Source organism: Micromonospora sp. CMU55-4 (assembly GCF_011602315.1).
Classification (GTDB): Bacteria; Actinomycetota; Actinomycetes; order Mycobacteriales; family Micromonosporaceae; genus Micromonospora; species Micromonospora chalcea.
In genome coordinates this window covers 137882-163168 of the sequence record NZ_JAAOLH010000016.1, presented here as the reverse complement: position 1 = coordinate 163168, position 25287 = coordinate 137882, and the positions used below count along the sequence as shown (strand labels likewise).

Genomic DNA, 25287 nt, shown 5'->3' with positions numbered 1-25287 from the left:
AGTGCGGGTTCGATTCCCGTCACCCGCTCCAGCGTGAGGCCCCAGCTCAGGACAGGTTTCCTGGCTGGGGCTTCCTTGTCGGACGTTCACAACCGCTGTTCCCACCAAGGCGCGCGCGGGTCGGCCCACGGATTCGCCAGGGTTCGACCGAGGAATCGATCATCAGCCTCGTCGATGACGCGGCGCAGCTCCCGCGCCGCTCGCCCGGGTAGCGACCGCAGAGCGATGTCCAGCACTTCCCGATAGTCGAGGGTGCAGCCGCAGGGGCACCCGCCGAAGTCATCGAGCAGCTGACGCGCTGGACCTCGCGCTATGCCGATCCAACCTCGGAGGGCGTAGCCGATGTCACCCGGGCGCAGCCGATTGTCCCGGCGCTCGAGCCGGACGATGTCAGCGACGACCCTGCCGGAGACCCGCTGAATGTGCCTACGGGATCCGTGCACCTGTCGACGGCTGGGTTCAGCGGCGCGTAACGCCACAGGCCGCCTACGCGGCACGGTCCTTTCGACGTGAAGCCATGTGGGCAAGCATGACAGAGGGACCGGCGCCGTTCGAGGTGAGACGTACCATCGGCATGTGCGACCCACCGAACCGGTGCGTTCCGGTCCGCCCGCGTGGGACATCGCGGTCCCGGCGGTTCCCGGCCGATTGGCGGGGGTCACCATGGCGGGGTTCAGCGATCGGGCTGACGCCGCGGTCGAGGTTGAAGTCGTGCCGCATCCCGCTCTCATGGTGCTCTTCGACCTCGGTGACCAGCCGCTCGTCGTCGACGACGGCAGTGGGCAGCAACGGCGAGGCTCCGTCACCGCCGGGCTCGCGCCTCCCCATGGCGCTCGCGGACGAGGCCAGGCCGGAAGCTTCGAGTGCCTTCAGGTGCGGCTGTCGCCCGTGGTCGCGTACGCGGTCCTGAGCGGCGCGCCGGAGTTGAGCGGGGCCGTGACGACCCTCGACGACCTGTGGGGGCGTGACGCCGCGCGAGTCCAGGAGCAGCTGCGCGCCGCCCGGTCCTGGGACGACCGGTTCGCGATCGTCGAGGTGGCGCTGGTCCGACGTCACGACGCGGGCCGCGTGGTCGATGCGGAAGTGGCCTTCTGCTGGAGGCGGATGGTGGCGAGCCGGGGGCAGGTGCAGGTCGAGCGGCTGGCGGCTGAGGTCGGGTGGAGCCGCAAACGGCTGTGGGCCCGGTTCCGGTCCCAGATCGGTCTCACCCCTAAGCGGGCCGCGCAGCTCATCCGGTTCGATCGTGCGGCTCATCGCCTCGCCGCGGGTCACAGCGCCGCTGCGACGGCGGCGGACAGCGGCTACGCCGATCAGTCCCACCTTCATCGCGAGGTGATGACCTTCACCGGGGCGACGCCGGCGACAGTGGCGAGCGCACCGTTTCTGGCCGTCGACGAGGTCGCGTGGCCCGCCCGGGCCGGCTGACGTCCGTCCTGACATTCGTTCAATCCATCGGGACGCAACGGCTGTGACAGTGAGTGCACAGCGTCTGCATCCCGGAGGACACCATGAGAGGCAAGGCTCCACTGGGCACTCGGCTCCTGAGGGACAGCCTTGACTGGGAGGCTCTGACCGACGACCAGGTGATCGCCGCGCGCGAAAAGGCGAACCGCGTGGCGTCGTCGCGTGCCGCCCGGATCGTCACCGGCCGGCCGGACCGCGGCGCGCGCATCGAGGAGACCTCGATCGACCTTCCCGGTCGCCGCCTGACGCTGCGGGTACATCGCCCGAAGGGCGCCGGCCGGTGCCTGCCGCTGGTCGTCTCGTTCCACGGCGGAGGGTTCTTCGCGGGCACCGCTGCGCAGAACGACTGGCTGAACAGCCACCTCGCGGCCCGGTGCCCCGCGGTGGTCGTCTCGGTCGAATACCGCCTCGCTCCGGAGCATCCGTTGCCCCACCCGATCGACGACGGCTATGACAGCGTGGTCCGGCTCGTCGACGACGCGGCCCGGTGGGGCGTCGATCCCGCAGCCGTCGCGGTCATGGGCGAGAGCGCGGGCGGCACGATCGCCGGGCTCGTCGCCCTGCGTGCCCGTACGGACGGCCCACCGCTGCGCGCCCAGGCGCTGCTCTACCCCGGCACGGACTGGACGGAGGGCATGACCGACTACCCCTCGGTCAGGGAGAACGCCGACAACCCCACCCTGTCGTTGTCCCGGCTGCGCGCCGCCCGCAAGCTGAGCCTGCCGCCCACCCTCGACCCGCGCAGCGTGTCGCCCCTCAAGTTCGACAGGCTCGCCGGACTACCGCCGACGCTGGTTGTCACCGCCGCGCTGGATCCGCTGGCCGATCATGGCCGTCGCTACGTCCAACGGCTTCGCGAGGACGGCGCCGACGCCCGCCTGACCTGCTATCCGAGGGCCACCCACACGTTCCTGAGCACTCCTGGTCTGGTGCCGGCCGCCCGGCCGGCGCGCCGCGAGATCGTCGCCTTCCTGCGCGGCCACCTTCATCCGGCGTCGTGACGCCGACGCCCGGCGAGTCAGGGGTTCAGGCTCGCCCACTGCGCCTGGGTGGACAGCTCCCCGTGGTTGAGGCGGTCGACTATCGCCTGCTTCGCGGCCCGGTCCAGCGTCTCGGGCAGCCGGTCGAACGAAGCGGGCCAGACGTCGAGCAACGAGAAGATCTCCTGGCCGTCGCGCACTGTCAGCAGCAGCATGCACCGCCAGTGCGGATCGAGCTCCGGCCGCCGGCCCGCCCTGTGCAGCAGAAACGGGTGCAGGTAGTGCAGGGCGAGCGGGGCGGCGTGCTTGGCCAGCCAGCCCCGACCGTGATTGCGGCTGAACCCGTACTCGATCGCCTGGGTGTCGAGTTGGATGAGCGTGGCGGTGTCGACCGCCTTGACGGTCCGGGGCACGGGAGACGGCACCCCTGAAGCATTCCATCGATCGGGCGGGCGGAGCGATGAGTCGCGGGCCGCAGCCGGGTCTGACGGGGGGAAGGCAGCGAAAACCGGAGGAGCAGACCCATGGGTACGTTGATCGTGACCGAGTTCCTGACCCTCGACGGCGTGGCGCAGGCGCCCGGCGAGCCTGACGAGGACCGCGACGGCGGCTTCAGCCACGGCGGATGGCAGATGCCGCTGCTGGACGACGAGTCCGGCACGGTGATGTTCCAGCAGGCCAGCAGCATGGACGCGCTGCTGCTGGGCCGCAAGACGTACGACATCTTCGCCGGCTACTGGCCGAAGGCGCCGGAGGAGACCCCCTTCACCGGCCTGCTCAACGGCGTGCCCAAGTACGTGGCCAGCCGTACCCTCACCGAGCCGCTGACCTGGGCGAACTCGACGCTGGTCAACGGTGACCTCGCCGAGCGCGTCACCGAGATCAAGGCCCGCCACGACGAGGTGCACGTGATCGGCAGCCTCGACCTGGCGCAGTCGCTGCTGCGCGCCGGTCTCGTGAACCGGCTCAACCTGTGGGTGTACCCGGTGCTGCTCGGCACCGGCAAGCGGCTGTTCGGCGACGGCACGGTGCCGACCGCGCTGCGGCTCACCGAGTCGGTCACCCACGCCCACGGCACGCTCCAGCTCACGTACGAGCCGGCCGGCGCGCCCGCCTACGGCGACGCGGCCGCGTAGGGCACGTCGAGGTCGAGCGTGTGCCGCAGGCCGGGCTCCCCGTCCAGTTCCACCGGACCGTCCGGTACGAAGCCGGCACGCGTGAGCACCGCCAGTGAGGCCGGGTTCGCCAGCGTCGCCGAGGCGACGAGCCGGTGCAGCCCGTACTCGCCGCGGGCCAGCTCGCAGACGCGCCGTACGCCTTCGCCGGCGAGCCCGCGCCCGGCGGCGCGCTCGGCCACGCGGTAGCCCAGCTCGGCGCTGCCGCCTGCGACGTCGACCAGGTTGAAGCGCCCGAGTACGGCGCCGTAGTCGCCGACCAGCACGTGGAAGTGGCAGGTGCCGCGGTCCTGCTCGGCCAGCAGGGCCGCGTGCCGGGCGGCGTAGCCGGTGAAGAAGTCGTCGCCCCGGTCGGGGACGTACCGGGCGAAGTAGGCCCGGTTCTCCCGCTCGAACCGCAGCACGGCGGGCGCGTGGCGGGCGGCGAGTCGTTCCAGCTCCGGCATCGGGCCAGGTTAGGCGTCGGCCGGGTAGGAACGCAGTTCGATTGTGTTGCCGTCCGGGTCGCTGACGTAGATCGAGGTGCCGGTGCCCCGTGCGCCGAAGCGCTGGACCGGGCCGGTCAGCACGGTGAACACCCCGGAGTCGACCACCCGCTGCCAGTCGACCGGCTCCACGACGAGGCAGAAGTGGTCCACGTTGGACCCGGTCGGGTCGCCCGCGATCAGGTCGATGATGGTGCCGGCGTCGACCCGTACGGACGGGAACGGCACCTCGCCGGCCCGCCACCTGTCGACCCGCACCGGGGCCAGCCCGAGCGTGCCGCAGTAGAAGTCGAGGGAACGCTCGACGTCGCTCACCGAGAGCACGAGATGGTCGAACCCGGTCACCGTCACGAGATCGTTCAGCATGCGTCAACCCTGGCCCCGGCGCAGCGGCGGGACCAACCCCCGATCGCACTACGATCGTTGACTCACGGGCAACGACGGAGGCGCCTTGTGCTGGAGCGGTACGAGATCGAGACGTTTCTGACCCTGGCCGAGGAGCTGCACTTCGGGCGGACCGCCGAGCGGCTGCGGGTGAGCACCGGCCGGGTCAGTCACGTGGTGCGCAAGCTGGAACGCCGCATCGGCGCGCCGCTGTTCGAGCGCACCAGCCGGGTGGTCCGCCTCACCCCGATCGGTGCCCGCCTGGCCGAGGAGATGCGCCCGCTGGTGGCCGGCATCGAGGCGGCGGTGCAGCGGGCCGTGGACGCCGGCCGCGGGCTCACCGGCGAGCTGCGGGTGGCGTACGTCGGCGAGTCGACAGCGCCGGTGCTGCTGCGCGCGGTCGCGCTGTTCACCGAGCGCCACCCGGACTGCGAGGTGCACGTGCACGAGGCGCCGCTGGCCAGCACCCGGTCGAGCCTGCTGGACGGCACGATCGACGTCCTGATCGCCTCGTACCCCTTCGACGGCATGGCGAACGGCCCGGTGCTGCTGCGCGAGCGCCGGGTGCTCGCGGTGGCCGCGGGCCATCCGCTGGCGGCCGAGGAGTCGGTGTCGCTGGAGGTGCTCGGCGACCATCCGGTGGTGCAGTACCCGGCGGTGACGTCGACCGCGTTCAAGCAGGACCGCACGCCGGACCGCACCCCGTCCGGCCGTCCGGTGCCGAAGGGCCCGGTGGGTGGCAGCTTCTCCGAGATGCTGGCGCTCGTCGCGCTCGGGCGCGGGGTGCTGCCGGTGGGTGAGCAGGCCCGGCAGTTCTACGCCCGTCCGGACGTGGCCTACGTGCCGATCCACGACGCGCCGCCGATCTGTCGCGGTCCGGTGTGGCCGGCCGGGAACACCACATCCCGGGTACGCGAGTTCGTCCGCGCAGCGGCCGACGCCAACCCGCTCCCTGACGCGGCTTGACCCGTCCCCTGCGGCAAGGCCCAGCGTGATCGGTGCCGGTCGCGGTGACCGGCACGAGGAGCGCGAGGGAGGCACGGTGCGACTGCTGACCATCGGGGCGTTCGCCCGCGCGACCGGCCTGAGCGCCAAGGCGCTGCGCATCTACGACGACTGCGGGCTGCTGCCCCCGGCCGCGGTGGACCCGCACTCGGGCTACCGCTACTACGCGCCGGAGCAGGCGGACCGGGCGCGGCTGATCGCCGGGCTGCGCCGGGCGGGGATGCCGCTGGCCGAGATCCGTACCGTCTGCGGCCTGCCGCCCGCGGCCGCCGCGGAGGCGCTCGACGCCTGGTGGCGGCGGGTCAGCGCGGACACCGCGGCGCGCGGCCGGGCCGTCGCGCTCCTCGTCGACACGCTCAGCGAGAGGGGCACCACCATGTCCGAGACGATCTTCCGGTACGCGACGCGCTGCGAAACGGGAACGGTCCGCGACTCCAACGAGGACACCGCGTACGCGAGCGCGGCGCTGCTCGCTGTCGCCGACGGCGTACGCGGCCCGGCCGGGTCCACCGCGAGCGCGGAGGCGGTGGACGCGCTGCGGCCGCTGGAGCAGACGGACGAGTCGCAGGCCGATCTGCTCGCCGCGCTTGCCGACGCGGTGAGCCGGGCCGACCGGGCGGTACGCGGGCACGCCACCGACACCGATCAGCCTGCCACCACGCTCACCGCGCTCGTGCGACGTGGCACCCGGCTCGCGCTGGTGCACGTCGGGGACAGCCGGGCGTACCTGCTGCGCGGCGGTGAGTTGTCCCGGCTCACCCAGGACCACACGTACGTGCAGACGCTCGTCGACCAGGGCCGGCTCACCCCGGCCGAGGCGGGATCGCATCCGCAGCGGGCGCTGCTGGCCCGGGCGCTCGGCGCGGGCGCGGAGGTCGAGGCGGACCTGGCGCTGCGGACCGCGCTGCCCGGCGATCGCTACCTGCTCTGCTCCGACGGCCTCTCCGCCGTGGTGGAGCCGGGCGCGCTGCACGCCGCGCTGACGGAGGCGGACGATCCGGAGAGCGCCGTCGAGCGCCTGGTGGAGCTGGCGTACGCGGCCGGCGCACCGGACAACATCGCCTGCGTGGTCGCCGATCTGGCGGCGTGATCACCCGACCCGGGTCGGAGTGTCCGACCCGGGTCGTACCCTGGCGGGCATGCGAATCGGCATCGTGATCCTGCCTGACCAGCGTTGGTCGGAAGCACGCCGGCGGTGGGCCCAGGTGGACGAGTGGGGCTTCGACCACGCCTGGACCTACGACCACCTGGGCTGGCGTGACCTGGTCGACGGGCCGTGGTTCGACTCGTGGACGACGCTGACCGCGGCGGCCGGCGTGACGTCCCGGGTCAAGCTGGGGACGCTCGTGGCCTCGCCGAACTTCCGGCACCCGGTGGCGTTCGCCCGGCAGGTGACGGCGCTCGACGACGTGTCCGACGGCCGCGTGCTGCTCGGCCTGGGCGCGGGGGGCATCGGCTTCGACTCGGCGGTGCTCGGCGGCGAGACGCTGCCGCCCCGGCAGCGCGTGGACCGGTTCGCCGAGTTCATCGAGCTGCTCGACGCGATCCTGCGGGAGGACGGCACGACCTGGCGCGGGGACTGGTTCACCGCAGTCGACGCGCGCAACAACCCGGGGTGTGTCCAGCAGCCCCGGGTGCCGTTCGTGGTGGCCGCGAACGGTCCCCGCTCGATGCGGCTGGCCGCCCGGTTCGGGCAGGGCTGGGTGACCCTCGGGCAGGGCAGCGACGACGTGGAGAGCTGGTGGCGGACGGTCACGGAGCTGTCCGAGCGGATGGACCGCACGCTGGAGCAGGCCGGCCGTGACCCGGCGACGCTGGACCGCTACCTCTCGCTCGACTCCGCTCCGATGTTCTCGCTGACCAGCGCCGACTTCTTCGCCGAGCAGGTGGCCCGGGCGGCCCGGCTGGGCTTCACCGACGTGGTGACGCACTGGCCCCGGGCCAGCAGTTGGTACGCGGGCGACGAGGCGGTGCTGGTGGAGGCGGCGGCGCTGCTGCCGGAGCTGCGCCGGGCCGGTTAGGTGCCGACGCTGCCCTCGGTGGAGACCACCCGGAACCGGAGGCAGACGATCCGGGTGTCGTCGGTGACCGGCGTGCCCTGCCGGGCCCAGTAGGCGCCGTGGCCCTCGCGCCACTCCTCGATCGACCTGTCGCCCTCGCCCTCGGCGCGGGCGAAGTCCCACGGCACGTCGGCGAAGCGCACCACCTCGACGCCTGTGACCTCCACGACGGCGACGAACCGGTCGTTGTCGTCGACCAGGACCAGTCGCTCGCCGACGTGCTCCAGTTCCTCGTTCTCGTCGTCGTACTCCTGCATCAGGCCGGCGGTGGCGGTCTTCACGCCGGAGAGCACGAGGGTGTTGAGCCGGGTGCGCAGCTCACCGGGCGTGCCGAGGGCGAGTGCGCGCAATCCACCGATGCGGGGCCACATGCCGCCGACGCTACGGCACGCTCCGCCACCGCCGGCGGCTCACGGCAGGTCGGCGCCGGTGATCAGGGCGCGCAGCCTGAGCCGCGCGGCGACCTCGGGCGGGCAGGTCGCGACGAGCGCGGCGGCGCCGACCAGGTCGGCCCCGGCGTCCCGGACGACCCGGCACAGCGCGTCGAGTTGCGCGCCGGTGTCGACCCAGTCGTCGACGAGCAGCACCCGGTCGCCGGTGCCGAGCCGCCTGCTGTCCACGCCGACCCGCAGCCGCCGGCCCCGGTAGTCGGGGGGTGTCTGCGCCCAGCGCGTCGGCCCGGCCCGGCGTCGCTCGCCGCCGTCCTTGTACGCGGGCAGGAAACCGGCTCCGGCGGCGACCGCGACGAGCGGGCCGAGCAGCAGCCCGGTCACCTCGGGCGCGATCACGACGGTCGGGCGGGCGTCCGGAAAGAGCCCGGCCAGCGCCGGGCCGACCTGGGCGAGCACCTCGGGGTCACGCCACCAGCCGGAGGTGTCGCTGACCAGGTGGGTGCTGCCGGGGCCGGGGTCGATCCACCGGAACAGCTCGACCAGGCGACGGTTCAGCACGGTTTCCATCCTCGGGGATCGGTGGGCCGTTCGGCCGATCGAGCGTGGCGTGATCGGCTACACGTACCGGGGTAAATACGGGCATAGCACCATGATCACGTTGACTTCGGAAGTGCTTCTCTCGTTACGGTCCGGGCCGGTTTGTTCAGTTGACGAAAGGACCGGGCCGGTGGCTGCTAGGCACCTTCGTACCCGCAAGTTCTCCTCGCCCGCCGCCATCGCCGCGACCGCGGCGGTCGGCGTGGCGCTCGCGGTCGGCGGTACCGTCGGCGCCGTGCGGCTCACCTCCGCCGAGCCGCCCGCCGAGCCGGTCGCGGTCGCGACGCTGCCCAGCACGCCCGCCCCCACCTCGGCGGCCCCCTCGCCGAGCGCGTCGGCCTCGCCGAGCGCGAGCCTCAGCCCGTCGCCGAAGGCCACCGCGAGCCCGAAGTCGAGCCGGACCCAGGCGGCCTCCCGGAGCAAGGCCCGGACCGCCTCCCCGTCGCCGACGGCGAAGAAGACCAGCAGCCCGAAGGTCGTGGACAGCGGCTCCTGCGGCGCGTCCTTCTACGCCGAGGGTCAGATGACCGCGAACGGCGAGTCGTTCAACCCGAACGCGCTGACCGCCGCGCACAAGACACTGCCGTTCAACACGAAGGTCCGGGTCACCAACCCGGACAACGGCAAGTCGGTGGTGGTGCGGATCAACGACCGGGGCCCGTTCATCGAGGGCCGGTGCCTGGACCTGTCCCGCGCCGCGTTCGCGTCCATCGCCGCCACCGGTCTCGGGCACATCCAGGTCCGGTACGAGGTCCTCGGCTGACCGTCCACTCGGCCAGAACTTCCACGGCCGACGGGCCAGGTTCATTCTCCCGTTCACGTCCATCAGGCATGCTGTCCGATGTACGCACGCAACCCTTCCAGCCGGGCCGTCGCCCGCTGAGCCCCGGATCCCGCGCCGGCCTCGGCGCGGCCCTCGGGCTGCTCGCGATCGTCGCCGCGGCGGAACTGGCCGACGGCCGTCCGGCGCACTACCTCGCGCTGATGGTCATCGCGCCGTTCCTGGCGGCGGCGCTGGCCTCCTGGCGGGTGGTGCTCGCGATGGGCGGGCTGGCCACCGCCGTCGGTGTCGCCTTCGCCCTCGCCGAGCGGGGCACCACGCTGGTGACCGCCGTGAACGTGACAGCCATCGCGGTGGGGACTGTCGTCGCCGCGGCCACGGCGGCGGTACGCCAGCGGCAGGTGGACCGCATCGCGGAGCTGTCCCGGCTCGCCTCGGTGGCCCAGCAGGCGGTGCTGCGCCCGCTCGGACCGCAGGTCGGCACGCTCGCGGTGGCCGCCCGGTACATCTCCTCCACCGCGACCGCCGAGATCGGCGGCGACCTGTACGAGGCGATGGACACCCCGTACGGCGTCCGCATGATCATCGGTGACGTCCGGGGCAAGGGGCTGGACGCGGTCCGCCTGGCCAGCATCGTGCTCGGTTCCTACCGGCACGTCGCCTACGAGCGGGCCGACCTGCGCGCGGTGGTGACCGACCTGGACCGGGCGGTGGCCCGCAACGTCGGCGACGAGGACTTCGTCACCGCGGCGCTGGTCGAGGAGCGCGGCGGCACCCTCACGATCGTCAACTGCGGGCACCCGCCGCCGTTGCTGCTGCGCCGGGGCGCGGTGATCCCGCTGGAGCCGCCCGCGCCCGCGCCGCCGCTCGGCTTCATGCCGGTGGTCCGGCCGCGTGTGGAGCGGCTGGAGCCGGGCGACCGGCTGCTGCTGTTCACCGACGGGCTTGGCGAGGCGCGCCGGGACGGCGAGTTCTTCCCCACCGCCGACCGGGCCTGGCGGCTGCTCGGCCACGGCACCGTCGCCGACGGGCTGGCCTCGCTGGAGACCGCCCTGGTCGAGTGGGTGCACGGCCGGCTCGACGACGACATCGCGCTGGTCCTGATGGAGTACGCGGGCCCGTACAGCGCCACCGCGACGCCGGTGCCGAGCTGGGAGGTCGGCGCCGCCGACGGATGAACGGGAAGTGTGTAATCGCTGTCACTTCCGAGATCCGCTTGTCGTTGCCTACCGGTGAGTAATACAGTCTGGAGTTACTGATCGGTAACACCTGTCCGGAAGCGGGGCCAGCGAGCATGACCCACTACAAGAGCAACGTGCGGGACCTCGAGTTCAACCTGTTCGAGGTATTCGGGGCGGACCGGACGCTCGGCCAGGCCCCGTTCACGGACCTGGACGTCGACACCGCCCGCAGCTTCCTCGGCGAGGTCGACCGCCTCGCCCGCGAGGACCTGGCTGCCAGCTACACGGACAGCGACCGCAACCCGCCGGTCTTCGACCCGGCGACGTTCACCGCGCCGCTGCCGGAGTCGTTCAAGAAGTCGTACAAGGCGTTCATGGACTCCGAGTTCTGGCGCCTCGACCTGCCGGAGTCCCTGGGCGGCACCAACGCCCCGCGTGCCCTCTGGTGGTCGCTCGCCGAGCTGGTGCTCGGCGCCAACGCCCCGATCTGGATGTACGCCTCCGGCCCGTCCTTCGCCCACGTGCTGCACGTCGAGGGCACCGAGGAGCAGAAGAAGTGGGCCCGGCTGTTCATCGACAAGCAGTGGGGTTCGACCATGGTCCTCACCGAGCCGGACGCCGGCTCGGACGTGGGCGCCGGCCGTACCCGCGCGATCCAGCAGCCGGACGGCTCGTGGCACATCGAGGGCGTGAAGCGCTTCATCACCTCCGGTGAGCACGACCTGAGCGACAACATCGTCCACTACGTGCTGGCCCGCCCGGTCGGCGTCGAGGGCGTCGGTGGCCCGGGCACCAAGGGCCTGTCGCTGTTCGTCGTGCCGAAGTACCACTTCGACGCCGAGACCGGCGAGCTGGGCGAGCGCAACGGCGTCTACGCCACCAACGTCGAGCACAAGATGGGCCTGAAGGTCTCGAACACCTGCGAGGTGACCTTCGGCGAGCACGGCGTACCGGCCAAGGGCTGGCTGCTGGGTGAGAAGCACGACGGCATCCGCCAGATGTTCATGATCATCGAGTACGCCCGGATGCTGGTCGGCACCAAGGCGATCGCCACGCTCTCCACCGGCTACCTGAACGCGCTGGAGTACGCCAAGAACCGGGTGCAGGGCGCCGACCTCACCCAGATGGCCGACAAGACCGCGCCGCGGGTGACCATCACCAACCACCCGGACGTGCGCCGCTCGCTGCTGCTGCAGAAGTCGTACGCCGAGGGCCTGCGCGCGCTCGTCTGCTACACGGCGACCTGGCAGGACAAGGTCACGATCGCCGAGGCGGCCGGTGACGAGAAGGCCACCAAGCTGGCGAAGCGCGTCAACGACCTGCTCCTGCCGCTGGTCAAGGGCGTCGGTTCGGAGCGGGCGTACGAGCTGCTCGGGCACGAGGCGCTGCAGACCTTCGGCGGCTCCGGCTTCCTCCAGGACTACCCGCTGGAGCAGTACGTCCGGGACGCCAAGATCGACACCCTGTACGAGGGCACCACGGCGATCCAGAGCCTGGACCTGATCTTCCGTAAGATCGTCCGGGACAACGGCAAGGCCCTGATGGCTGTCGCCGCCGAGATCCAGGAGCACATCACCTCCGAGGCCGGCAACGGCCAGCTCAAGGAGGAGCGGCAGGCGCTCGGCAAGGCGCTCGCCGAGATCCAGAACATCCTCGGCGTGATGACCGGCTGGCTGGGCGAGGCCCAGGGTGGCGACACCCGCGCCCTCTACAAGGTCGGCCTGAGCAGCCGCCGGTTCCTGCTCGCGATCGGCGACCTGGTGGTCGGCTGGCTGCTGCAGAAGCAGGCGGACGTGGCGCTGAAGGCGCTGGCCGGCGAGGTCTCCGCGGCCGACAAGTCCTTCTACACCGGCAAGGTCGCCGCCGCCCGGTTCTTCGCCCGCGAGGTGCTGCCCCGCATCGGCGCGGACCGGCGGATCATCGAGGGCACCGACCTGGAGATCATGGACCTCCCGGAGGAGGCTTTCTGAGCCCTTCCGGGGGCTTTCACCCCTGAAGCGTCACTCTCCCCCTCATGACGACGGCCGGCGGGCCCCAGCCCGCCGGCCGTCGTCGTGCGTGCGCCCCGGGCGGATAGGCGGCCCGGTGGCGGGTAACCGTCGCGGACCACGACCGGAGTACGCCCAAGGCCATCGCACGGGGGAGTGCAGCGCACATGGGCATTGGTAGCGCCATCTTTCTCATCGCGCTCGGCGCGATCATGACCTTCGCCATCCGGGCCAACGTCTGGTGGATCGACCTGCGCGCGGTCGGCTGGGTCTTCATCCTGGCCGGGCTGGGCGTCCTGCTGACCACGCTGTGGTTCTGGCAGGACCGCCGCAAGCGGGCCCGCACGCTCATCGTGGAGGAGAACCGGCTCTCGCATCCGACCGCGATGATGCCGCCGCCGCCCGACCCGCCGCCGCCGACGGCGCCGCCGTCCTGACGCCGCGTCTCAGCGGCCGATCCGGTCCAGCTCGGCGAGATCCTCGCCGGAGAGGGCCAGCCCGGCGCCGGCGACGTTCTCGCGCAGGTGCGCGACGGACTTGGTGCCGGGGATCAGCAGGATGTTCGGGGAACGGCGCAGCAGCCAGGCCAGGGCGACACCCATCGGTGTCGCCCCGAGGCGCGCGGCCACTGCCGACAGCGCCGAGGACTGCAGCGGGGTGAAGCCGCCGAGCGGGAAGTACGGCACGTAGGCGACGCCCTGCCGGGCCAGCTCGTCGATCAGGTCGTCGTCTGCGCGGTGCGCCAGGTTGTAGTGGTTCTGCACGCAGACGATGGGTGTGATGGCCTGTGCCTCGGTGACCTGTGCCGGCGTCACGTTGCTCAGGCCGAGGTGGCGGATCAGGCCCTCCCGCTGGAGCGCGACGAGCGTCTCCAGCGGCTCGGCGAGCGAGCCGGGCTGCGGGCCCGTGGCGTCGCCGAGCCGCAGGTTGACCAGGTCGAGCCTCTCCAGGCCGAGCGTCTTCAGGTTCTCCCGGACCTGCCGGCGCAGGCTGCGCGGGTCGCGCGCGGTGGGCCAGCCGCCCTGCTCGTCCCGGTCCGCGCCGACCTTGGTGACGACGTGCAGCGACTCCGGGTACGGGTGCAGCGCCTCCCGGATCAGCCGGTTGGTGACGTACGGCCCGTACGCCGCGCTGGTGTCGATGTGGGTGATGCCGAGCGCGACCGCCTCGCGCAGCACCGCGAGGGCGCCCTCGTGGTCCGCCGGTGGTCCCATGACCCACTGGCCGGCGAGCTGCATCGCGCCGTAGCCGAACCGGGTCACGGTCAGGTCGCCCAGCGTCCAGGTGCCGCCGGGAAGGGTGGTGGGGGCCATGCGTGTACCTCTCGTCGTTACGCGACGCCGCCGGGTCGCGGCGGCCGCCCTCCACTATCGGGGTGTTACTTTCTCGTGGGAAGTAGGCACCTGAAAGTGCGTAGCTCACCGGGCGGCAGGAGCAGAAGATGAGCAAGGCCGAGTACGACGCGTTCCTGGCCGGGTGCCCCAGCCGGCAACTGCTCGACCGGATCACCGACAAGTGGGTCGCACTCGTGCTGGCCGCGCTGCGCAGCGACGGCTCGCACCGGTTCGGGGCGGACTGCGCGGGCGACCCACGACCGAGGCGATACTCCGAGCTGTTCCGCACGCTGCCCGGGGTCAGCCAGAAGATGCTCACCCAGACGCTGCGCGCCCTGGAGCGCGACGGTCTGATCACCCGCACCGTCGAGCCGACAGTGCCGGTGACGGTCACCTACGAGATGACCGACCTCGGGTTCTCGCTGCACGAGATGATCCGCGGCCTGAAGTCCTGGGCGGAGGCGCACATGGACGACGTGCTCGCCAACCGGGCCGCGTACGACACCCGCGTCGGCTGAGCGCTGTGGCTCAGGCGCGGGCGGTGTGGCGGCCGGTGATCGGCGCGGTTCCCGGCCCGAGGTCGGCCCAGCGGGTCGTCGGCCGGTGCACCACAAGGTCACTGGTCCGCAGCCCGTCCGGGTCGGCCCGCTGCGGGTCGAGCAGCGCCGACAACAGTGAGATCCCCGGATTGTGGGCGACCAGGAGCACGGTGCCGGCGGTCGGCTCGACGGTCCACAGCAGCTCCAGCAGCTGATCCGGAAGCGCGTCGTACGCGCTCGCCTCGTACCGCACCGCGGGCGCCGAGCCCGCCGGACCGCTCTCCGTCGGCGAACCGCTCATGCCCATCGCCGCGTCGTGCCAGGTCTGCCGGGTACGCCGGGCGGGCGAGCAGAGCACCACGTCGGGGAGCAGCCCGTGCCGGGCCAGCCAGGCCCCGGCGGTGGCCGCGTCGGCGTGCCCCCGCGCGGTGAGTGACCGCTCCACGTCCGGGAGGTCCCCGGACGGCTCGGCCTTGGCGTGCCGCAGCAGCACCAGCGTCCGCTGCCCGTTCCTGCCGTCCGTCATACCGCCCAGCTTGCCTGATTGACGATCAAAGCGCCTGGGTATGTCGATGTGTGCCGCTACCTCATCCATGGCCGCGGCGGGCAGGAAACGCCAGCAGGACGCCAAGGAGGCGACGTCATGGGCATCGGTGCCAGCATCTTTCTCATCGCGCTCGGCGCGATCTTCGCGTTCGCCGTCGACGCCAATCTGGGATGGCTGAACCTCAACGTGGTGGGCTGGGTGCTCATGCTCGCCGGCGTCGCCGGCCTGCTCACCACGCTCTACTTCTGGAACAGCCGCCGCCGGGTCGTGGCGGCGCCGGTGCGTGAGCGGGTCGTCGCCGAGCCGGTCGCACCGGTGCGGGAGGACCGCGTCGTACGCGAGGAGTACCGCGAGGTGCGTGGTCCGGGCTCGGGTTACCCGGCCTGATCCCGTACCCCCGAACCCGAGGGCCCCGCAACGGCGCGGGGCCCTCGCGCGTGTCCGGGGCCGGCTCGGCTCAGGCGAACAGGGCGAAGTAGATCGCGATGTGGTGGCAGATCGCCGCGACGAGCGTGCAGGCGTGGAAGAACTCGTGGTGCCCGAAGACCGTGGGCCACGGGTTCGGGCGGCGCAGCGCGTAGAACACCGCGCCCACGCTGTAGATCGCGCCGCCCACGGCCAGCAGCACCAGCGCGGTGACGCCGCCGGAGTGCAGGATCTGCGGCAGCATGGCCACCGCTACCCAGCCGAGCGCGAGATAGAGCGGGGCGGAGACCCAGCGCGGCGCGTGCGGCCAGATCAGCTTCACCGCCACGCCCGCGATCGCGCCGCCCCAGACCAGGCTCAGCATGATCGTGGCCTGCCGGGTGTCCAGCAGCAGCGCGCAGAACGGCGTGTAGGTGCCGGCGATGAACACGAAGATCATCGAGTGGTCCATCCGGCGCATGATCTGGTAGCCGCGTTCGGACCAGACCCGCCGGTGGTAGAGCGCGCTGGTGCCGAACAGCCCGCACACGGTGAAGCTGTAGATCAGGCAGCTCACCAGCGGCGCCCAGCCGGGACGGCCGGCGGCGATCGAACAGAGCACGATGCCGCAGACGAGAGCGGCGAAGAACGCGTATGCGTGCAGCCAGCCGCGCATGCGCGGCTTCCCGATGTCGGCCGGCCGGAGCCGGAACGGTGCGGATGTGGTCACGTCAACAGGTTACGACAGCGTAGGTTACTTGCAAGTAGTGTGGACCGTCACGTCAGCCGACGGGAGGATGACCGGATGCGGATCCGGCCGGTCGGGACCCACGCCCTGCTGCTCGACTGCGACGACCCCGAGCAGGTCGAGGCATGGCGGGCCGAACTGTGGCACCGGCGCGCGAGCGGCGAGCTGACCGCCACCGAAATCGTCCCGGGCGCGGTCACCGTGCTGCTCGACGGCGTACCGGACCCGTCGGCCGCCGCCGACCGGATCGCCGGTTGGCGGCCACGGACCGGCGGCCCCGGCGCGACCACCGCCGAGGTCCGGGTGCCAGTCGTGTACGACGGCGAGGACCTGCCGCGCGTCGCCGCCCACTGGGACACCGACGTGCCCGCCGTGATCGACCGGCTGCGGCGTACCGAGTTCCGGGTCGCGTTCTGCGGATTCGCGCCCGGGTTCGCGTACCTGACCGGGCTGCCGCCCGAGCTGGCAGTGCCCCGGCTCGCCACACCGCGTACCCGGGTGCCGGCCGGCTCGGTCGCGCTCGCCGGCCCGTACGCGGGCATCTACCCCGCCGCGTCACCCGGCGGCTGGCTGCTGGTCGGCCGGACCGACCTGCCGCTGTTCGACGTGCGCGCCGACCCGCCGGCCCGGCTCACCCCCGGCACCCGGGTCCGGCTGGTCGACACGCCGTGATCGAGGTACTGCGGGCCGGGGCGCTCACCACCGTCCAGGACCAGGGCCGACCGGGGTGGGCGCACCTCGGCGTACCCCGCTCCGGCGCGCTCGACCCGGCCGCCCTGCGCCTGGCCAACCGCCTCGTCGGCAACGACGAGCACGCCGCCGGGCTGGAGATCACCATGACCGGCTGCGTGCTGCGCTTCACCCGGGCCGTCGCGCTCGCGCTCACCGGCGCCCCGGCCGACGTGGCCGTCGAGTGGCCGGTCGGGGACACCCGGCCGGGGGACGTGGGACTGCCGCTCGCACTACCGGCGGGCGCGGTGCTGCGCGTCGGACCGGCCCGGGCCGGCGTACGCACCTGGCTGGCGGTCAGCGGCGGAATCACCGTCGAACCGGTGCTCGGCAGCCGATCCACCGACACGCTCTCCGGGCTCGGGCCGCCTCCGCTGCGCGACGGGGACCGGCTGCCACTCGGCACCGCGGACCGGCCGCCGCCCCCGGTCGACCTCGCCGTCACCCGGCCGGTCCCGGACGAACTGCGGCTGACCGTGCGCCCCGGCCCCCGGCAGGACTGGTTCACGCCCGAGGCGCTGGACCTGCTGTGCGGCACCGCGTACACGGTGAGCCCGGACAGCAACCGGATCGGCGCGCGGCTGGCCGGCGCGGCGCTGCCCCGCGCGGTCGCCGGCGAACTGCCCAGCGAGGGCCTGGTGCTCGGCGCGGTGCAGGTCCCGCCGGACGGCCAGCCGCTGGTCTTCCTGGCCGACCACCCCACCACCGGCGGCTACCCGGTCGTCGGAGTGGTGGACGACGTGACAGCGTTCGCCCAGGCCCGGCCAGGCACTACGGTGACGTTCCATGGACCTCAACGCTGACCTGGGCGAGGGATTCGGAAGCTGGCGGCTCGGCGACGACCACGCGCTGCTCGACCTGATCAGCTCCGCGAACGTCGCCTGCGGCTTCCACGCCGGCGACGCGGCCACCATGCACCAGGTCTGCGCCGCCGCCGCCGAACGCGGCGTAGCGGTCGGCGCGCAGGTCGGCTACCGGGACCTCGCCGGCTTCGGTCGGCGGCACATCGCGTACGACTTCGCCGAGCTGCGCGACGAGACGATCTACCAGCTCGGCGCGCTCGACGCCTTCTGCCGGCTGTACCGCACCCGGGTCCGCTACCTCAAACCGCACGGCGCGCTCTACCACGCGGCGGCCCGCGACGAGGCCCAGGCCGCCGCGCTGGTGGCCGCGATCAGCGGGTACGACCACGAGCTACCGGTGCTCTGCCAGCCCGGCAGCGTGCTCGCGCAGCTCGCCACCGGCGCCGGCCTGCGGGTGGTGGCCGAGGGGTTCGCCGACCGCAACTACCTCCCGAACGGCACGCTGGTGCCGCGCAGCTCCCCCGACGCGCTGGTGACCGACCCGGAGCAGGTGGCCGTCCGGGCGGTACGGATGGCCGTCGAGCAGACGCTCGTCGCCGTCGACGGGACGGTGATCGCCTGCCCGGTCGAGTCGATCTGCCTGCACGGGGACACGCCCGGCGCGGTGCGGTGCGCGGAGCTGGTCCGCGCCGCGCTCATCGACGCGGGGGTCACGCTCACTCCGTTCGCGTGAAAGGAAGGGCCCCTTCTTAACGCCTCCGGTAGAGAAAGGGGCCCTTCTTAACACGCGCTGTCAGGCGTCCATGCCACGCAGGACCAGCGGCACGCGGGTCGCGCCGCCGGTGACCACCCGGACCGGCACGCCCCAGTCCTGCCGCGTCAGGTGACAGGCCGCGTGCTCCACATCGGCGTCGCAGGTCGCCGCCTGGGCGGTCACCTGCAGCACCCCCTGCGCCACGTCGCCGCTGACCACCAGCTTGCGGGACAGGTCGGTGGTCGTGCCCGCGCCCTCGACCAGCAGCTCCGGCGGGGACGCCGAGACCACCAGCCGGGTCGACGGCCCGTACGTCTCGTCGAGCTTCTGCCCCGGCGCCGGCGTGAAGATCACGTCCAGGGTCAGCTCCCCGGCTGCCACGTCGGTCGGCTTGCGCTCCAGCCGGTGTCGGGGGCCGTCCACCGTGTTCGCCCCGGCCGACGTCAGCGCGCCCGGCGCCAGCCGGGTCAGCCGGTGCGCGGCCGACTCGACCACGAGCACGTCGCCCTCGCCGGTCAGCACCAGGTCGCTCGGCTCGGCCAGCCCGTCCGCCACGGTGCCCACCTGGCCGGTCTCCGGGTCGAAGCGGCGCACCGCCCCGTTGTACGTGTCGGCGATCAGCACCGAACCGTCGGGCAGCGCGCACACGCCCAGCGGGTGCTGGAGCAACGCCTGGTCGGCCGGGCCGTCGACGTGCCCGAAGTCGAACAGGCCCTGACCGACTGCGGTGTGCATCACGCCGCCTTCGACCCACCGGATCGCGCTGGTCTCGCTGTCGGCCACCCAGAGCCGTGTCCCGTCGACCGAGACGGACAACCCGGACGGCTGGGCCATCCACACGTCCGGCAGCGGGCCGTCGCGCAGCGCCTCGACTGTGGTCCCGGCGTACATGCCGGCGGTCCGCTTGATCGGGTCGAACCACCAGAGCTGGTGGATGCCGGCCATGGCGACGATCACCCGATCGCCGTACCAGGCCACGTCCCACGGGGACGACAGGTCGACGGCGCGGGCGTCGTGCGCGTGGTCGTCGACGGTCGAGCGCCACTGCCGCCCGGTGCCCGCGATCGTGACCACCTCGCCGGACGACAGCCGTACGCCGCGCAGCAGGTGGTTGACGGTGTCCGCGACGACCACGTCGTAACCGGCGACCTCGGCCACGTGCGGCGGCAGCAGGCAGAGCCCCTGCGGCTCGGCGAAGGTGGCGGCGGAGGCCGGGCCGTCCGTACGGCCCCGGGAACCGGCGCCGATGCGGCGCACCACCGTCTCGCCGTCGGCGGCCAGCTCCACCAGCGAGTGCCGGGCCGAGTCGCTGACCAGCAGGTTCCCGCCGTCGAGCGGCAGCGCCTTGCCGGGGAACCGCAGCACGGTGTCCGGCTCGGCCGGCGGCACGTACGGGCCCTCGCCCCGGTGCAGCGTGCCCTTCGCCTCATGGGTGGCGATCAACTCGTCGATCAGCCGCGCCAGCCCTTCGGCGTGCCCCTCGCCGGCCATGGTGGCGACCACGTACCCCTCGGGGTCGACCACGGCCAGAGTCGGCCATGCCTTGGCCGCGTACTGCTGCCACATGTCCATGTCGGCGTCGTCGAGCACCGGGTGGTGCACGCCGTACCGCTCGACGGCCGCCGCCAGCGCCGCCGGGTCCTTCTCGTGCTCGAACTTCGGCGAGTGCACCCCGATCACGACCAGGACGTCGCCGTACTTCTCTTCGAGCGGGCGCAACTCGTCCAGCACGTGCAGGCAGTTGATGCAGCAGAAGGTCCAAAAGTCCAACAAGACGATCTTGCCGCGCAGGTCGGCCAGCGTGACGGCCTTGCCGCCGGTGTTCAGCCAGGCCCGACCCCGCAGTTCCGGTGCCCGTACGCGCGCGCTCATGCCCCCATCGTGCCGCACCGGCCGGGTGCGCTCGCGGCGAACCCGGGGTGAACAGAGGCACACCGGAACGGCGCGGAGCGCCCACCCGGTGAGGGGTGGACGCTCCGCGTACGTGTGGTTACTGGCCGGCCGGCTTCAGGCAGAGCACTCGGGTGGTCCCGCCGTTCTCGACGGAGACGGTGGGCTGCGTCAGATCGGCGCACTTGTCCTTGTTGTCCACCTTCGACACCACGCTGAACGCGCCCTGCTCACCGCAGTCGGCGGGAACGGCGGTCTCGCCGGACTGCTTGACGCAGGAACCGACCGCCGGGTCGAAGCCCGCCGGCTTGTCGTCGCCGACCTTGCCGAGCAGCGTGAGCAGACCGAGCGGTACGGCGAGGATGAGCACCGCCGCGATCAGTACGGCGGCCAGCACCCGTCCGTTGCGTACCTTCGGCGGGGGCGCCTCGGTCTGCGGCTCGGCGGCGTCCGGCTTGAACGCGTCGAACCGGCCCTGCTCCGGCTCACCGGACGGCGCGTCCTGCGACCAGGCCGGCGGGGCCTGCTGTGCCGGGAAGGGGCTCGTCTCGCCCGGCCGGCCCTGGCCGGGCACCGCGACGGAGGCGCGCCCACCGGCCGGCGGGCCGAACTGGTCCGGCTGGCCGCCGAACGGCTCGGGCCGGCCGGCCGGGCTGCCGAACGCATCCTGGCGACCGCCCTGAGGGCCACCGAACGGGTCCTGATGGCCGCCGGGCGGGCCGAACGGGTCCTGGCTGCCACCCGGGGTGCCGTAGGGGCTCTGCGGGCCGTCGAACGGGTCCCGGACCGCGCCGGGCTGCTCGCCGCCCGGGTGCACCCCGTTGGCGGGGCGGGTGTTGGCGGGCGGGTCCATGAAGGACGGCACACCGGCCGGGAACGGCGGCGGCGCGGCCGGCGAGGACGGCGGTACGACGGCGTACCCGTGCGGCCCGTCGGCGTCCTCGGTCCGGGACTGCGGGCCGGGGAAGCCGTTGTCCGGGCCGAATCCGGACGGCCCGTCCTGCTCGGGGAAGCCGTGACCGTCCTGCTCGGGCGTGTCCTCGGGCTCCGGGCGGGCGGGCCGGCCGTACACCCGGGGCTGCGGCGCCGGGGTGCCGGTCGGCAGGGGCTGGTCGGACGGCGGGGTGACCCGGCTGGTCACCGGGACCGACGCGCTGGCCGAGACCGGGCCGCCCTCCGGAGAGGTACGCGGGCCGGGCACGGAGGCCGACTGCGACTCGCCCCACGCGCCGTCACCGCGCTCCGGCTCGTACCCCTGGGGTTCGGCCGGCGCGGGCGGCTGGTCGGCGGGCGGCGACGCGGCGAGCGCGGCTCCGGGCACGCGCTGCTGCTGCGCCGGCAGCGGCACCGCGTTGCCGGGCGAGATGCCCGGCGCGGGAGCGGGCTGGTACGCCGGGGCGGAGTCCTCGGAACGGCCCCACGCCTCGGCGGGCGACCACGGCTCGGCGGCCGGTACGGCCGGGCGGTCGTTCTGGTTGCCGCCCCAGCCGGCGTCGGGCGCCGGTACGGAGACGCTCGCGCGGGCCGCCGGAGTATCGACCGGTGCGGCGGCACCCCAACTGGGCTGTGCCGGCTCCTCGGCCGACCGGCCGCTCTCCTGCTGCGGCACGGACGCGGCGCCGCTCCAGGCGCCGGCCTGCTCCTCGGAGTCACGCTGCTGCGGTACGGCGGGGGCGCCCCAGCCACCGGGCTGCCGGCCCTGGTCCGGCTCACCCCAGCCGCCCGGCTGTGCCGCCTCGGCGGGGCCGGCGGCGCGGCCCGCGGCCCAGCCGCCGGAGCGGTCCGGGTCGTCGGGGCGGGCGGGCTCGTCCCAGCCACCCGGCCGGTTCTCGGCCTGCGGGGCGGGCCATCCGCCGTCGTGCTGTCCACCGGTCGGACGCCAGCCGCCGGAGCGGTGCGAGTCGTCCTCGCCAGCGGCGGAGCGGTTGTCCTGATCGGACTGCTCCGGAGTGGACCACGCGTTGTCCGGCCGGGTGACGCCGGGCACCGAGACCGCGGCGGCGGCACGGGCGGGCGGGTCGGCCGGCGGCCAGGTGGCGCCGGTCTGCTGACCCGGAGGTGCCCAGGCCGGCTGGCTCTCACGCGGCGTCCAGCCGCCGGAGCGGCCGGGGTCGTCGGCCGCGGCGGGCTGCTCGTCGCGCGGGTTCCAGCCGCCGGAGCGGTTCGGATCGTCCGGCGGCGCGGCGGTGGACCAGCCACCGGCGTGTCCCGGGGCGTCGTCGTGCTGCCCACCGGTGGGCGCGAAGCCGCCGGAGCGGTGCGGGTCGTCCGGCGGGGCGGGCGTGACCCAGGTCTCGTTCGGCACGGTGGCCGGGGCGGGGACGTAACCGGTGCTGCGGGCGGCCGGGTCGCCGGACGGCGACCGGGCCGGCTGCTCACCGGAGCCCCACCCCTGGCGGTTCTGCTCGGCGGCCCAGGCCGGCGCCGTCGGCTCGACCGGGCTGCCCGGCGGCGTGGCGGCCCACGCGGGCGGCGCCGGGTCGGCGGCGCGGTCCGGGCCGGGCTGCTCCTGAGCGCCCCACACGGGACTGCCCTGGGCGGGACCGGCCCAGGCGGGGGCGCCCTGGTCGGTGCCGCCCCAGGCGGGCTGCTGCCCACGGTCGGCGGGCGGTGGGACCTGGGCGGTGGCCCGGCCGGTCACCGGCTGGCCCGCGGGCGGGGCCCAGGCGGGGGGCTGTTCGTCGTTAGCGGCCCAGGCCGGGGCCGGCTGCGCGGGCCGACCGGCCGGCGGGGGCGGCGCCCAGCCGAGGTCGGGCGCTCCGTTGTACCCGTTGTCCTGCTGCGCCGGCTGATCGCCGTACGGCACCGGTCCGCCGGTGCCCGGCGACACCTCGCCCGGCTCCTGGCCGGGGCGGTGCGGAGCCTCGGACGTCATGGGTGCGCCTCCTCCATCACAGGTCGGCCGCCGATGCCGGTCCGGGGAACCGTCGGCATGGCTGCCGGCGTCGCCGGCGGGTACCGGCCGTGCGGGCTCCCCGCACCGTATCCGGTGGTTGCCCGGAGCCGCCCGGGGGAGCATCGGCCGTCACCGAAAGTCACCGGACGACGTCGATGGGTTTCACTTGCCCGCGTCGGCCCGGAACCACCGGTTGGCGACCGTGCCAACCGTACCGGGCGGTGCGGCGAGGTGGAATCCCGGTGCCGACCGATGCCGATACGCCGAAGACCCGCCCGGTGTCGGGCGGGTCTTCGGACTGGAGGAGGTGAGAAAGGTCTGTGGCGTCAGCTCATGTGACGCTGGGCGATGGCGAGAAGCTCCTCGCGGACCGCGGGCGAGTTCGCGGAACGCAGCGCGTGCTCGATGGCGCGGGCGCGGCGGTTGGCGTCGCGGCGGGTGCGGATTCGCTCGATCATGCTCATCTTGGGTCTCTCCTCCTGGCTATTCGGTTGTCAGCCCCTTGATGTCTCTATTTAAGCGCACCAGGCCGCCCATCGCCATCGATTATTAGGTGAGCTGAACCACGTACCTAAGGATCGTAGGTCAGCCTGCCCTCAGATCCTATGATTCCGTTCCCGAAACGGTTACGGCCGGTGTGCCGGGCGTTCACCCGTGGCACACCGGCCGTGACCGGAGCGGTGGTGCGTCAGGTCCAGGCGAGCAGCGCCGCCTCCGGGTCGGCCAGGAAGTCCCCGATGTCGCGGAGGAACTTCGAGCCCAGCTCACCGTCGATGATGCGGTGGTCGAAGGAGAGGCCGAGCGTGGTCACCAGGCGCGGCTTCACCTTGCCCTTGTGCACCCACGGCTGCTCCCGTACCGCGCCGAAGGCGAGGATCGCCGACTCGCCCGGGGGCAGGATCGGCGTACCGGTGTCGACGCCGAAGACGCCGACGTTGGTGATGGTGAACGTGCCGCCGGACATGTCCGCCGGGGACGTCCTCCCCGACTTCGCGGTCTGCACCAGGTCCGTCATCGCGTCCGCCAGCTCGCGCAGCGAGAGCCGCCCGGCGTCCTTGATGTTCGGCACGATCAGGCCGCGCTCGGTGGCCGCCGCGATGCCGAGGTTGACGTACTCCTTCACCACGATCTCGTCGCCGGCCCAGGTCGAGTTGACCATCGGGTGCCGCTTGACCGCCAGCAGCACCGCCTTGGCGACCAGCAGCAGCGGCGAGACCCGCACGTCGCGCCACTCCCGCCGGTCACGCAGCCGGTCCAGCGCCTTCATCGCCCGGGTCACGTCGACGGTCAGGAACTCCGTCACGTGCGGGGCGGTGAACGCCGAGCGGGCCATGTTCTCCGCGGTGAGCTTGCGTACCCCCTTGACCGGGATGCGCTGCTCGCGGTCCGCGCCGAAGCTCGCGGCCGACGCGGCCGGCGTCGTGACCGTCAGCGGCTCGGCCGCCGCCGGGGTCGCGGTCGCCGCCCGCTGTACGTCCTCACGGGTGATCGAGCCGAGCGGACCCGAGCCGGTCAGCGTGGCCAGGTCGATGCCGAGGTCCTTCGCCAGCTTGCGGACCGGCGGCTTGGCCAGCACCGGACCGGAGACCCGGCCGTTGCCGTTGACCGCCGGGGCGGGAGCGGGCGGGGCGGGCGCGACAGGCGCGGGCGCCACCGGGGCGGCGGCCTGAGCCGGTGCCGGCGCGTCACCCTTGCGCGGGCGGCGCTTGGCCGGGGCGTTGCGCGGGCCGTAGCCGACCAGCACGGCGGTACGCCCACCCGGGGCCACACCACCGATCAGGCCCGGCTCGACCATGCCCTCGGCGGGCGCGACCTGGACCGCGGCGAGCGACGCGGCCGACGGAGCGGGCAGGTCCGACGCCGGGGTCGCGGTCGTCGACTCCTCGATCGGCCCGGCGCCCGGGTCGGTGTCGATCGCGATGATCGGCACGCCGACCTCGACAGTGGACCCCTCCGGGTGGAAGATCGCCTGCACCCGGCCGGCCCACTTCGCCGGGATCTCGACCGCCGCCTTCGCGGTCTCCACCTCGACGATCGGCTGGTTCAGCTCGATGTCGTCGCCGACCTTGACCAGCCAGGCGAGGATCTCGCCCTCGGTCAGGCCCTCGCCCAGGTCGGGAAGGTTGAACTCCTTGATCCGGGACATGCCG

At 73.3% G+C, this 25287-nt stretch carries 27 protein-coding genes; 15 read left to right on the top strand and 12 right to left on the bottom strand.

What is annotated here, in order from left to right; genetic code table 11:
- Positions 1-576: 576 nt before the first annotated feature.
- Positions 577-1425 (top strand): helix-turn-helix domain-containing protein, encoded by an 849-nt coding sequence (locus tag HA073_RS24860; RefSeq protein ID WP_166457392.1) that lies wholly within the window; start codon positions 577-579, stop codon positions 1423-1425.
- Positions 1426-1568: 143 nt separating this feature from the next.
- Complete coding sequence (locus HA073_RS24855) at positions 1569-2465, top strand: alpha/beta hydrolase (RefSeq protein ID WP_205798520.1); 897 nt, start codon at positions 1569-1571, stop codon at positions 2463-2465.
- A gap of 17 nt (positions 2466-2482) precedes the next feature.
- Here HA073_RS24855 and HA073_RS24850 read toward each other — a convergent pair whose 3' ends face one another.
- Positions 2483-2857: a hypothetical protein gene (locus HA073_RS24850; protein WP_205798524.1), complete on the bottom strand. Its 375-nt coding sequence runs from the start codon at positions 2855-2857 to the stop codon at positions 2483-2485.
- Positions 2858-2968: 111 nt separating this feature from the next.
- On the opposite strand from HA073_RS24850, the gene HA073_RS24845 reads away from it, so the two are divergent.
- Positions 2969-3580, top strand: coding sequence for a dihydrofolate reductase family protein (locus HA073_RS24845; protein WP_166457390.1), 612 nt, complete (start codon positions 2969-2971; stop codon positions 3578-3580).
- Here the strand turns inward: HA073_RS24845 and HA073_RS24840 are convergent.
- Both HA073_RS24840 and HA073_RS24835 read right to left on the bottom strand, forming a co-directional pair.
- Positions 3559-4065, bottom strand: coding sequence for a GNAT family N-acetyltransferase (locus HA073_RS24840; protein WP_166457389.1), 507 nt, complete (start codon positions 4063-4065; stop codon positions 3559-3561). The genes HA073_RS24845 and HA073_RS24840 overlap by 22 nt on opposite strands.
- Positions 4066-4074: 9 nt before the next feature.
- On the bottom strand, positions 4075-4470 hold the full coding sequence (locus tag HA073_RS24835; protein WP_166457388.1) for a VOC family protein: 396 nt from the start codon (positions 4468-4470) through the stop codon (positions 4075-4077).
- Between the two features lie 87 nt (positions 4471-4557).
- On the opposite strand from HA073_RS24835, the gene HA073_RS24830 reads away from it, so the two are divergent.
- The 3 genes from HA073_RS24830 (at position 4558) to HA073_RS24820 (ending at position 7514) form a co-directional block, all read left to right on the top strand.
- Positions 4558-5454 carry a LysR family transcriptional regulator gene (locus HA073_RS24830; RefSeq protein ID WP_166457387.1) on the top strand — a complete coding sequence of 299 codons (897 nt, stop codon included), beginning with the start codon at positions 4558-4560 and terminating at the stop codon, positions 5452-5454.
- Positions 5455-5530: 76 nt separating this feature from the next.
- On the top strand, positions 5531-6583 hold the full coding sequence (locus HA073_RS24825; protein ID WP_166457386.1) for a MerR family transcriptional regulator: 1053 nt from the start codon (positions 5531-5533) through the stop codon (positions 6581-6583).
- 49 nt (positions 6584-6632) lie between these two features.
- Positions 6633-7514: an LLM class flavin-dependent oxidoreductase gene (locus HA073_RS24820; RefSeq protein WP_166457385.1), complete on the top strand. Its 882-nt coding sequence runs from the start codon at positions 6633-6635 to the stop codon at positions 7512-7514.
- On the opposite strand, the gene HA073_RS24815 is transcribed toward HA073_RS24820, so the two are convergent.
- Positions 7511-7924, bottom strand: a complete 414-nt coding sequence (locus HA073_RS24815; RefSeq protein ID WP_069089157.1) for an ASCH domain-containing protein — start codon at positions 7922-7924, stop codon at positions 7511-7513. The genes HA073_RS24820 and HA073_RS24815 overlap by 4 nt on opposite strands.
- Positions 7925-7963: 39 nt before the next feature.
- Positions 7964-8512 (bottom strand): phosphoribosyltransferase family protein, encoded by a 549-nt coding sequence (locus tag HA073_RS24810; RefSeq protein ID WP_176722851.1) that lies wholly within the window; start codon positions 8510-8512, stop codon positions 7964-7966.
- A 160-nt stretch (positions 8513-8672) separates the two neighbouring features.
- On the opposite strand from HA073_RS24810, the gene HA073_RS31210 reads away from it, so the two are divergent.
- From HA073_RS31210 to HA073_RS24790, 4 genes are all read left to right on the top strand, one after another.
- A complete protein-coding gene (locus HA073_RS31210; RefSeq protein WP_069089158.1) occupies positions 8673-9305 on the top strand; it encodes a septal ring lytic transglycosylase RlpA family protein in 633 nt (210 codons plus the stop codon).
- Positions 9306-9373: 68 nt separating this feature from the next.
- Positions 9374-10501 carry a PP2C family protein-serine/threonine phosphatase gene (locus HA073_RS24800; protein ID WP_043327596.1) on the top strand — a complete coding sequence of 376 codons (1128 nt, stop codon included), beginning with the start codon at positions 9374-9376 and terminating at the stop codon, positions 10499-10501.
- Between the two features lie 116 nt (positions 10502-10617).
- Entirely contained in the window at positions 10618-12474 is a 1857-nt protein-coding gene (locus tag HA073_RS24795; protein ID WP_043327595.1) for an acyl-CoA dehydrogenase, read from the top strand.
- Positions 12475-12659: 185 nt separating this feature from the next.
- The gene (locus tag HA073_RS24790) at positions 12660-12929 is read left to right on the top strand and encodes a DUF6458 family protein (RefSeq protein ID WP_013283345.1); all 270 of its coding nucleotides are present in this window, start codon (positions 12660-12662) and stop codon (positions 12927-12929) included.
- A 9-nt stretch (positions 12930-12938) separates the two neighbouring features.
- On the opposite strand, the gene HA073_RS24785 is transcribed toward HA073_RS24790, so the two are convergent.
- Positions 12939-13805: an aldo/keto reductase family oxidoreductase gene (locus HA073_RS24785; protein ID WP_166457384.1), complete on the bottom strand. Its 867-nt coding sequence runs from the start codon at positions 13803-13805 to the stop codon at positions 12939-12941.
- Positions 13806-13933: 128 nt separating this feature from the next.
- On the opposite strand from HA073_RS24785, the gene HA073_RS24780 reads away from it, so the two are divergent.
- Complete coding sequence (locus HA073_RS24780) at positions 13934-14344, top strand: helix-turn-helix domain-containing protein (RefSeq protein WP_043327593.1); 411 nt, start codon at positions 13934-13936, stop codon at positions 14342-14344.
- A 10-nt stretch (positions 14345-14354) separates the two neighbouring features.
- Here HA073_RS24780 and HA073_RS24775 read toward each other — a convergent pair whose 3' ends face one another.
- Positions 14355-14891, bottom strand: a complete 537-nt coding sequence (locus HA073_RS24775) for a histidine phosphatase family protein (protein ID WP_043327592.1) — start codon at positions 14889-14891, stop codon at positions 14355-14357.
- A 117-nt stretch (positions 14892-15008) separates the two neighbouring features.
- Between HA073_RS24775 and HA073_RS24770 the strand changes: the two genes are divergently transcribed.
- Positions 15009-15299: a DUF6458 family protein gene (locus tag HA073_RS24770; protein WP_030500523.1), complete on the top strand. Its 291-nt coding sequence runs from the start codon at positions 15009-15011 to the stop codon at positions 15297-15299.
- A 70-nt stretch (positions 15300-15369) separates the two neighbouring features.
- Here the strand turns inward: HA073_RS24770 and HA073_RS24765 are convergent, their stop codons facing one another.
- Positions 15370-16047, bottom strand: a complete 678-nt coding sequence (locus tag HA073_RS24765; protein ID WP_030500524.1) for a hemolysin III family protein — start codon at positions 16045-16047, stop codon at positions 15370-15372.
- Positions 16048-16122: 75 nt separating this feature from the next.
- On the opposite strand from HA073_RS24765, the gene HA073_RS24760 reads away from it, so the two are divergent.
- Genes HA073_RS24760 through HA073_RS24750 form a run of 3 tightly spaced genes read left to right on the top strand, consistent with a single transcriptional unit; the run spans position 16123 to position 18330 of the window.
- Entirely contained in the window at positions 16123-16737 is a 615-nt protein-coding gene (locus HA073_RS24760; RefSeq protein ID WP_166457383.1) for an allophanate hydrolase subunit 1, read from the top strand.
- On the top strand, positions 16734-17597 hold the full coding sequence (locus HA073_RS24755) for a biotin-dependent carboxyltransferase family protein (RefSeq protein ID WP_166457382.1): 864 nt from the start codon (positions 16734-16736) through the stop codon (positions 17595-17597). Before HA073_RS24760 ends, HA073_RS24755 begins: the two co-directional genes overlap by 4 nt.
- Positions 17581-18330: a LamB/YcsF family protein gene (locus HA073_RS24750; protein WP_043327589.1), complete on the top strand. Its 750-nt coding sequence runs from the start codon at positions 17581-17583 to the stop codon at positions 18328-18330. Before HA073_RS24755 ends, HA073_RS24750 begins: the two co-directional genes overlap by 17 nt.
- Before the next feature lie 60 nt (positions 18331-18390).
- On the opposite strand, the gene HA073_RS24745 is transcribed toward HA073_RS24750, so the two are convergent.
- The 4 genes from HA073_RS24745 to HA073_RS24730 form a co-directional block, all read right to left on the bottom strand.
- A complete protein-coding gene (locus tag HA073_RS24745; RefSeq protein WP_166457381.1) occupies positions 18391-20223 on the bottom strand; it encodes an NHL domain-containing thioredoxin family protein in 1833 nt (610 codons plus the stop codon).
- A gap of 118 nt (positions 20224-20341) precedes the next feature.
- Positions 20342-23116 (bottom strand): hypothetical protein, encoded by a 2775-nt coding sequence (locus tag HA073_RS24740; RefSeq protein ID WP_166457380.1) that lies wholly within the window; start codon positions 23114-23116, stop codon positions 20342-20344.
- A 347-nt stretch (positions 23117-23463) separates the two neighbouring features.
- Positions 23464-23601, bottom strand: a complete 138-nt coding sequence (locus HA073_RS24735; protein WP_013283356.1) for a hypothetical protein — start codon at positions 23599-23601, stop codon at positions 23464-23466.
- Between the two features lie 224 nt (positions 23602-23825).
- Complete coding sequence (locus HA073_RS24730) at positions 23826-25283, bottom strand: dihydrolipoamide acetyltransferase family protein (protein WP_043330772.1); 1458 nt, start codon at positions 25281-25283, stop codon at positions 23826-23828.
- Positions 25284-25287 lie beyond the last annotated feature (4 nt).

What these genes read in the sequence shown, in the direction of transcription:
- HA073_RS24845 (WP_166457390.1), top strand. Translation starts at nt 2,969, where the DNA reads ATGGGTACGTTGATCGTGACCGAGTTCCTGACCCTCGACGGCGTGGCG.
- HA073_RS24840 (WP_166457389.1), bottom strand. Translation starts at nt 4,065, where the DNA reads ATGCCGGAGCTGGAACGACTCGCCGCCCGCCACGCGCCCGCCGTGCTG.
- HA073_RS24835 (WP_166457388.1), bottom strand. Translation starts at nt 4,470, where the DNA reads ATGCTGAACGATCTCGTGACGGTGACCGGGTTCGACCATCTCGTGCTC.
- HA073_RS24820 (WP_166457385.1), top strand. Translation starts at nt 6,633, where the DNA reads ATGCGAATCGGCATCGTGATCCTGCCTGACCAGCGTTGGTCGGAAGCA.
- HA073_RS24815 (WP_069089157.1), bottom strand. Translation starts at nt 7,924, where the DNA reads ATGTGGCCCCGCATCGGTGGATTGCGCGCACTCGCCCTCGGCACGCCC.
- HA073_RS24810 (WP_176722851.1), bottom strand. Translation starts at nt 8,512, where the DNA reads ATGGAAACCGTGCTGAACCGTCGCCTGGTCGAGCTGTTCCGGTGGATC.
- HA073_RS24800 (WP_043327596.1), top strand. Translation starts at nt 9,374, where the DNA reads ATGCTGTCCGATGTACGCACGCAACCCTTCCAGCCGGGCCGTCGCCCG.
- HA073_RS24795 (WP_043327595.1), top strand. Translation starts at nt 10,618, where the DNA reads ATGACCCACTACAAGAGCAACGTGCGGGACCTCGAGTTCAACCTGTTC.
- HA073_RS24790 (WP_013283345.1), top strand. Translation starts at nt 12,660, where the DNA reads ATGGGCATTGGTAGCGCCATCTTTCTCATCGCGCTCGGCGCGATCATG.
- HA073_RS24785 (WP_166457384.1), bottom strand. Translation starts at nt 13,805, where the DNA reads ATGGCCCCCACCACCCTTCCCGGCGGCACCTGGACGCTGGGCGACCTG.
- HA073_RS24780 (WP_043327593.1), top strand. Translation starts at nt 13,934, where the DNA reads ATGAGCAAGGCCGAGTACGACGCGTTCCTGGCCGGGTGCCCCAGCCGG.
- HA073_RS24775 (WP_043327592.1), bottom strand. Translation starts at nt 14,891, where the DNA reads ATGACGGACGGCAGGAACGGGCAGCGGACGCTGGTGCTGCTGCGGCAC.
- HA073_RS24770 (WP_030500523.1), top strand. Translation starts at nt 15,009, where the DNA reads ATGGGCATCGGTGCCAGCATCTTTCTCATCGCGCTCGGCGCGATCTTC.
- HA073_RS24760 (WP_166457383.1), top strand. Translation starts at nt 16,123, where the DNA reads ATGCGGATCCGGCCGGTCGGGACCCACGCCCTGCTGCTCGACTGCGAC.
- HA073_RS24750 (WP_043327589.1), top strand. Translation starts at nt 17,581, where the DNA reads ATGGACCTCAACGCTGACCTGGGCGAGGGATTCGGAAGCTGGCGGCTC.
- HA073_RS24745 (WP_166457381.1), bottom strand. Translation starts at nt 20,223, where the DNA reads ATGAGCGCGCGCGTACGGGCACCGGAACTGCGGGGTCGGGCCTGGCTG.
- HA073_RS24740 (WP_166457380.1), bottom strand. Translation starts at nt 23,116, where the DNA reads ATGACGTCCGAGGCTCCGCACCGCCCCGGCCAGGAGCCGGGCGAGGTG.
- HA073_RS24735 (WP_013283356.1), bottom strand. Translation starts at nt 23,601, where the DNA reads ATGAGCATGATCGAGCGAATCCGCACCCGCCGCGACGCCAACCGCCGC.
- HA073_RS24730 (WP_043330772.1), bottom strand. Translation starts at nt 25,283, where the DNA reads ATGTCCCGGATCAAGGAGTTCAACCTTCCCGACCTGGGCGAGGGCCTG.